This is a genomic window from Mesorhizobium sp., assembly GCF_024509055.1.
GTDB lineage: Bacteria > Pseudomonadota > Alphaproteobacteria > Rhizobiales > Rhizobiaceae > Mesorhizobium.
This window is the reverse complement of record NZ_JANINM010000086.1, coordinates 1-5,351: the sequence shown is the minus strand read 5'-3', so window position 1 is coordinate 5,351 and position 5,351 is coordinate 1. Positions and strand designations below refer to the sequence as shown.

At 66.5% G+C, this 5,351-nt stretch carries 6 protein-coding genes and 1 pseudogene; all 7 read right to left on the bottom strand.

The features are described 5' to 3' along the window. The coding region (locus Q0L57_RS05460; protein ID WP_296739169.1) for an FAD-dependent oxidoreductase at positions 1-607 on the bottom strand (607 nt) is incomplete at its 3' end. A gap of 25 nt (positions 608-632) precedes the next feature. Continuing rightward, on the bottom strand, positions 633-1,175 hold the full coding sequence (locus Q0L57_RS05455) for a nucleoside-diphosphate kinase (RefSeq protein ID WP_296739166.1): 543 nt from the start codon (positions 1,173-1,175) through the stop codon (positions 633-635). Continuing rightward, a complete protein-coding gene (gene rnk / locus Q0L57_RS05450) occupies positions 1,172-1,591 on the bottom strand; it encodes a nucleoside diphosphate kinase regulator (RefSeq protein WP_296739163.1) in 420 nt (139 codons plus the stop codon). Before rnk ends, Q0L57_RS05455 begins: the two co-directional genes overlap by 4 nt. A 270-nt stretch (positions 1,592-1,861) precedes the next feature. Further along, a complete protein-coding gene (alr, locus tag Q0L57_RS05445; RefSeq protein WP_296739160.1) occupies positions 1,862-3,010 on the bottom strand; it encodes an alanine racemase in 1,149 nt (382 codons plus the stop codon). 104 nt (positions 3,011-3,114) lie between these two features. Next, positions 3,115-3,633, bottom strand: a complete 519-nt coding sequence (locus Q0L57_RS05440) for an RNA pyrophosphohydrolase (RefSeq protein WP_296739157.1) — start codon at positions 3,631-3,633, stop codon at positions 3,115-3,117. Positions 3,634-3,695: 62 nt separating this feature from the next. Beyond that, entirely contained in the window at positions 3,696-4,895 is a 1,200-nt protein-coding gene (locus tag Q0L57_RS05435; RefSeq protein ID WP_296739154.1) for a divergent polysaccharide deacetylase family protein, read from the bottom strand. Between the two features lie 184 nt (positions 4,896-5,079). Next, positions 5,080-5,351, bottom strand: a pseudogene (locus Q0L57_RS05430) (peptidase S41); the annotation flags it as partial.

The following is a 5,351-nucleotide window of genomic DNA, read 5'->3' as shown; positions in this document are numbered from 1 at the left end:
ACATCTTGCAGTCGCCGGTCTCGTCGCCGGGCAGCCTGAGGCCGCCGACGAATTTGTCGCGCACGCCGGCCAGCGCTGGCTCGGCCGCGATGCAGCCGTCCCGGTCGAGAAGTTCATACGGAACGCCGTATTTCTTCAGCACCTCGACGTCGCCGCCCGTGCCGTCGAGCTGCTTCTGCTTGCGAAACAGCTGCAGCGTGCCCTTGGCGCGCTCGTCATAGGCGATGCCGGTCGCGGCGCGCAGCGCCTTCAGCGTATCGCGGCTGTATTCGGCCACCGGCACCATGCGCGACTTGTTCAACGCATAGCGCTCGGCCGTGCAGTTGCGCAGCATCTTGATGAGCCACGTCCACATATTGAGATCGAAGGCCGGGCGCACCACCAGCGGGCCATGCTTCATCAACAGCCACTTGATCGCCTTGACGGGAATACCGGGGCCGGCCCATGGCGATGCATAGCCGGGCGACACTTCGCCGGCATTGGCGAAGCTGGTTTCGAGCGCCGGTCCTTGCTGCCGGTCCATCACGGTCACTTCGTGGCCCGACTCGGCAAGGAAGTAGGCGGTGGTGACACCGATGACGCCGCCGCCCAACACCAGAATTTTCATTTATTATCTACTCCTCAAAGGCCGATCATGCCGCCGAAGGGCCCGGATCGTCCCCTTCTGTCTGCCGGATTTTGCTGCGCCCGCCAAGGGGCCAATGGTCCGCTGCGGCGCTATAGACAAGCCTGAGGCCATGCGCCGGCCGTCCTGCGGCGGCGTGCCTCTCCCGCACGAGGCGCCGCGCGGCTTCCGGCTGATAAGCCACATCCTCAAGCACAATCCGCTCGGCTTTGCCGTCGGGCCGTTCGACCAGCGCGGACTGGCCGGTCGTCATGCCGAGCAGGCAGAGGCCACGCCAGGTGCCGATCGGCAGGCCGGACCCAACGGGCGCGGAAGCTTCGGCCTGCAGCAGCGTCCGCGTCTCGGCCGGACCGCCGTCGACACTGAAGACCACCCGGCTGTTGAGCGTCGCGACGTCGGGCTCGACCGCTCCGATCGAAACGACGCTGCTTTCGGCAAGCTTGCCTTCGAGCATTGCCACGATCGGGTCCGCGAAGGCGCGCCGGCGCGTCAGCATCACCTCGAGAACCGCGAAGTCCTTCGTCGTCAGACTGTAAGTCGTCCCGGTCATGGCGCGCTCCGGGCCGGCGGCTGCTCGACGGCATCGATGGCGGCGGTGAGAACCCTGCCGTCGCGGCTGCGCCAGCTGACAGTGCGGCCGGCGCGGGCGCCGATCAGCGCCGTTCCGAGCGGCGTGAGCACGGAAATGCGCTTTTCCGCGATGTCGGCCTCGCCCGGATAGACGAGCGTGACGCGCTGCACGGCTCCCTCGCTGTCGTGCAGCGTTGCTGTCGAACCCATCCGCACCACATCGGCCGGCATCGCCGCCTCGGCCGCTATCCTGGCGCGGTCCATTTCCGCGAGGAGACCCTCGGCCATCTCGGGCGTGCGCTCGAGAAAGGCTTGGGCAAGGCCGCTCAGCCGGTCGTGATCGGCGCTGCTGACCACGATGGAGTTTCGGGAGCGCGATTGTGTTGTTGCATGCATGGCAAAACCTCATGAACTGGCGCATCGGCGAACGATGCACACAGCCGCCTGGTCAACGGCGGCGGGAAAGCCGACAGCCGCGAGGGCTGACTGGCTCGATGAAAAATGTCTGGATTTCAAAACGCCCCGGCTCAGGCGGCCACCGACAAGGGTGGCCGCTCCGGGGCTACGCTCCCGCGATGGGGCAGACCCTGAACAAGGTTCTGATATGGGCGAGGTTGCTCATGCCGGGAACCTTGCCGAGAAGCGCCGGCTTGTCAAGCAAGGCGATCATGCTCCGACATAGCGGCGGTGAAAGCGCGCGCCGAGGCTGGTCAGGATTTCATAGCCGATGGTGTGGGCGTGGCTGGCCGCGTCGTCGACGCTTTGCGACGGACCGATCAGTTCGACGAGGTCACCCTCTTGCAGCCGGCCGGCCGGCAGCGCGGAAATGTCGAGGATGATCGAATCCATCGAAACGCGACCGACGAAGGGCAATCGAACGCCGTCGAACCAGGCAGCTGAAGCGGCGCGCCTGTGCCAGCCATCCGCATAACCAAGCGAGATCGTCGCCAGCCGCATTGGGCCCTCTGCACGGAAAGTGTGGCCGTAGCCGACACCGGCGCCCCTTCCGACGCTGCGCGTCTGCGCGACCTTGGCTTCCAGCCGCAAGACGGGAGCCATCGGATTGGGCTCGCCCGGCGTCGGGTTGATGCCGTAGAGCGCAGCGCCGGGACGGGCAAGGTCGTAGCGGTACAACGGCCCGAGAAAAATGCCTGACGAATTGGCGAGCGAGGCGGGCGCCTCGGGCAGCATCTTGCGCAGCCGTTCGAACTCGAGCCATTGCTGTTCGTTGGCGGGATGGCGCGGCTCGTCGGCGCAGGCGAGATGGCTCATCACGAGCCGCACATCGATGCCGCCGAAAGCACCAGGATCCTGCGCGAGCACCTCGACATCGGCAGGCGGCATGCCGAGCCGCGACATGCCGCTGTCGACTTGCAGGGCCGCGGGCAGGCTTCGCCCGGTGCCCAGCGCGATCTCCCGCCAGGCCTTCAGCTGAAAGGTGCTGTTGAGAACCGGAACGAGCTCCGCCGCGACGGCTTCGGCCTCGGAGCCTGGCGGAAGACCGTTGAGCACATGGATCTTCGGCCCGGGCCCGATCGCCTTGCGCAGCGCGATGCCTTCGCCCAGCAAGGCGACGAAGAAGGCGTCGCAACCTTCCTTCATCAGCGCGGTTGCGACCTTCGTCGCGCCGAGCCCATAGCCGTCGGCCTTGAGCACGCCGGCGCAGCGCGCCCCATCCAGCCGCGCTTTCAGCCGCCGATAATTCTCGCGGATGGCGCCGAGGTCGATAGTCAGGATGGCGCCGGCAGCCGTCGCGCTCACAGTCGAAGGGCTGGTGGCATCCGCCGAAGAACCGCGCCCGGTGTCGTCATTCATGGCGACCCCCTCATTGCATCAACAATCAATATCGCATGATCCGGAAAAGTCGCAAAAGATCATGTTCGGCGCGAGAACCGCGCCGCGCGGCAATCGCGATCAGCCTATCGGACCAAGTGCTGGAAAGCCGCGACGACCTGCTCATAGACCCCGCGCTTGAACGGTACGACCAGGTCCGGCAGGTCCTGCATCGGCCGCCATGCCCATTGATCGAATTCGGCGGTGTGACCTCCGGGTGGCGGATTGATCTGGATCTCGCCCTCATTGCCTTCGAAGCGGTAGGCGAACCATTTCTGCGTCTGCCCGCGATAGCGCCCCTTGAAGGCGACGCCGACGAGATGCGCCGGCAGGTCGTAGTTGATCCAGTGCGGCGCCTCGGCGAGCAGCGACACGCTGCGCATGCCGGTTTCCTCGTAGAGCTCCCGTTCAGCCGCCGCGAGCGGTTCCTCGCCCTTGTCGATGCCGCCCTGCGGCATCTGCCAGAGCTTGGTCGCGCCCGAGAACTCGCTATCCGGCTCGGCAATGCGATGGCCGACCCAGACCAGGCCGGCGCCATTGAGGATCACCAGGCCAACACAGGGGCGATAAGGTAGCGTCTCGGGGTCGATCGTTTTCTTGGACATTGGACAGGTACCAGCCGTTCTGGGAATTCGCTTCCGACGGAACAGAATTGTCGAGACGGCTGTTAGCCTTTTTGCGGGTCGATAGCTACCGCCGAGATCGGCACGATCTCGATGCCGCGCTTCTTCGCTTCCGCGACCCAGGAGGCCACCGTGTCGACGGTCACGTCGAAGGCCGAGCCGATGCCGACCGCATAGCCCTTGGCACGCGCCGTCGCTTCCAGGCTGTCCAGCTTCTTGAGGATTTCGCCGCGATCCTGCACGGCATCGATCGCCGTATCGCCGGCGACGAAAGGCACGCCATCCTTCTGCGCGAGATCGGACGCCACGCTGCGCGCCGAGGAGCCATCGTCGACATAGGCCAGCCCCCGCTTGCCGAGTTCGGCCATGAACGGTCCCATCGCCGTGGCGTCCGCCGAAAAGCGCGCGCCCATGTAGTTCATGACGCCGGTGTAGTTGGTCGTCCTGGACAGCGCCCAATGCAGGTTTTTCAGGTTCTCGTCGGGGCTCGCCGATACCGTCAGCGTATTGCGTCCTGGATTGACGTTCGGGTAGTCGAACGGCTCGAGCGGCACCTGCATGACGATCTCATGCCCGCTCTGCCGAGCGGCCTGCATCCAGCGCCCGATGCTGTTGCCTTGCGGCGCGAACGCCAGCGTCACTTCGGCCGGCAGCTTGGCGATCGCCGCCTGCGTGCCGGTCTGCGAGACCGCGAGCCCGCCGATGACGATCGCAACGCGGGCGCCGCGCGCGCCCGACCATGGCCGCGCATAGACGTCGAACGGCCGCCGGCCGTCGGCGCCGCGGATCGGCAGCGGGCCGCTGTCGCTGGCCTCGATCAGCGCCCTGTCGGGGAGATGCGCGACCTTGAGGTTCTGGCCGAGCGTCGATGGGTCGCGGATGACGATCGACGCCTTCGGCGGCCCGTCGCCCTCTTCGGTCTGCACGTGGATGATCTGCGGGCCTCCGCTCTTCATCGGCGCTCCGGCTTGCGGCGCCGCCGTCGCCACAACTGGCGGCGCGGGCGCCGTTGCAGGGGTCGTCGCGGGAGCCGGCGCCGGGGCCGGCTTCGGTGTCGAGACAGCGATCTCCTGCGGCTTTCGGAAAGGCTTTTCTCGCAGCGCTATGGCGCCGGAAATGCCGACCACGGCCAGCACGGCAAGCGCTGCAACCAGTATTGCGGGATTGATTCGGCGCGAAGCCGAACGTTGCGGCCGGAGCGTCTGCCCCAGCGGGCGTTCGATGTCCTTGCCGGTATCAGCCAAGCCTTGTCCCCAAGCCCGTGGCGAAACCGACCGGATGCCGGCAGCAGCCACGTGCAAATTCAAAACCTTCGGCGCATCCCGGTGCGCCTGGTCCCCGAATCAAACTGCCGGAACCTTACGGTCCCGGCAGCATCGCATCGCTTCGGTCGGTCGGCCAGAGCCTGTTCGCCCCGGCAGGCCGCCCTTACTGGTTCAGCACGGCCTTGTCCGGATTCGGCGGGAAGGACGGGTCGGTCTTTTCGCCGCGCAGCAGCTGTTCCGCATAGATCAGCTGCAGATCGTCCTTCGGATCCGGCGGCACATAGGCGGCCGAGCCCGAGCCGCTGGCATTCTCGTCGGCGCCCTTGATGTGGCCCTTGAGATCGGATTCGCCACGGGTCAGGTCCCTGCCCTGCAGATCCGGCGGCAGCGGCTGGTCGACCTTGATGTCGGGCGTGATGCCCTTGCCCTGGATCG

What these genes read in the sequence shown, in the direction of transcription:
- Q0L57_RS05455 (WP_296739166.1), bottom strand. Translation starts at nt 1,175, where the DNA reads ATGACCGGGACGACTTACAGTCTGACGACGAAGGACTTCGCGGTTCTC.
- rnk (WP_296739163.1), bottom strand. Translation starts at nt 1,591, where the DNA reads ATGCATGCAACAACACAATCGCGCTCCCGAAACTCCATCGTGGTCAGC.
- alr (WP_296739160.1), bottom strand. Translation starts at nt 3,010, where the DNA reads ATGAATGACGACACCGGGCGCGGTTCTTCGGCGGATGCCACCAGCCCT.
- Q0L57_RS05440 (WP_296739157.1), bottom strand. Translation starts at nt 3,633, where the DNA reads ATGTCCAAGAAAACGATCGACCCCGAGACGCTACCTTATCGCCCCTGT.